This window comes from Streptomyces hygroscopicus subsp. hygroscopicus (assembly GCF_001553455.1).
Taxonomy (GTDB): Bacteria; Actinomycetota; Actinomycetes; order Streptomycetales; family Streptomycetaceae; genus Streptomyces; species Streptomyces hygroscopicus.
In genome coordinates this window covers 1-1263 of the sequence record NZ_BBOX01000157.1, presented here as the reverse complement: position 1 = coordinate 1263, position 1263 = coordinate 1, and the positions used below count along the sequence as shown (strand labels likewise).

Sequence of the window (1263 nt, the reverse complement as noted above, 5' to 3'; positions counted from 1 at the left end):
CCGGAGGGCGGCCCGCCGGAGGACAACACGTACGGCTCCACCGACCCGGCCGGGGAGGAGGCCGCCTTGGGCGGCCTCCTCGGCTAGCTCCGCAGCGCCGTACCGCGGCAACTTCCGACAGTCGCGACTCCCCACAGCCGTAACTCCCCACAGCCGTAACTCCCCACAGCGGGAACGCCGTCACGCCGTGCCGTGCAGCTCTCATGCCGCCACGCCGTGCCGTGTCGCGCGCAACGGGTGCTGTACCGCCGCCGCGACGTGCGGTGCGCTCTCATGCCGCCGTGCCGTGTCGCGCGCAACGAGTGTCGTACCGCCGCCATGCAGCGCCGTGTCGCGCGTAAGGAGTGCTGTACCTCCGGCGCGCCGTGCGGTGCCGTAGCTCCGTACCGCCGCCGCCCCCGGTCAGCTGTGTGGCACCGGGGGCGTGTCGAAGGAGCCGTGGCCGTGCGGGGGAGGGCCGGAGGCGAGTTCCTTCGCGGCCTCGGTCAGATCCTTCGCGGTGTCGATGGCCCGCCAGTACGCCCCCTGGGGCAGCGGGAACCCCGCCAGCCGCCGTTCCCGCGCCAGGCGCGGGAAGGTGGTGCGCTCGTGGTCGCCCCGGTCGGGCAGCAGCGTGGTGAAGTCGGCGGAGAAGACGTAGACGCCCGCGTTGATGAGGTACGGCGAGGGCGGTGACTCGATGAAGTCCAGGACGTGCCCGAACTCATTGGTCTCCACCGCCCCCCACGGAATGCGCGGCCGGGCGAGGGCGAGCGTGGCGGTGGCGGCGCGTTCGTCGTGGAAGTCCGCCATGTCGCGGAGCGAGAAGCGGGTCCAGATGTCGCCGTTGGTGGCGTACCAGGGCCGGTCGGGGTGGGGAAGCCGGGCGGCGGCGAACTTCAGGCCGCCGCCGCGCCCCAGCGGTTCCTTCTCGACGACCGTCGTCACCCGCAGCGGCAGCTCCGCCGTCTCGAGCCAGTCCTGGAGGACGGCGGCGAGGTGACCGCAGGAGACCACGGCGTCGGTGACCCCCTCGGCGGCCAGCCAGGCCAGTTGGTGGCCGATGATCGGGGCCCCGGTGCCCGGGATCTCGACCATCGGCTTGGGGCGGTCGTCGGTGTACGGACGCAGCCGTGAGCCCTGGCCTCCGGCCAGGACGACGGCTTGTGTGGGGCGCGCGCTCTGGTGGTGATGCCCGGGTCTGCGCTCGTCGTCATCGCTCATGAACCGCACCATATGCGGTGGGGGGACCGCCGTGGCCGGAGCCGGAGCGGAAGCGGCGGG

At 73.2% G+C, this 1263-nt stretch carries 1 protein-coding gene; it reads right to left on the bottom strand.

Annotation, left to right across the window (positions count from 1 at the left end; translation table 11 throughout):
• Positions 1-402: 402 nt before the first annotated feature.
• Positions 403-1203 carry a nucleotidyltransferase family protein gene (locus AXW62_RS17820; protein WP_060945403.1) on the bottom strand — a complete coding sequence of 267 codons (801 nt, stop codon included), beginning with the start codon at positions 1201-1203 and terminating at the stop codon, positions 403-405.
• Positions 1204-1263 lie beyond the last annotated feature (60 nt).

Coding starts and splice junctions, on each gene's coding strand:
- AXW62_RS17820 (WP_060945403.1), bottom strand. CDS start 1,203: ATGAGCGATGACGACGAGCGCAGACCCGGGCATCACCACCAGAGCGCG.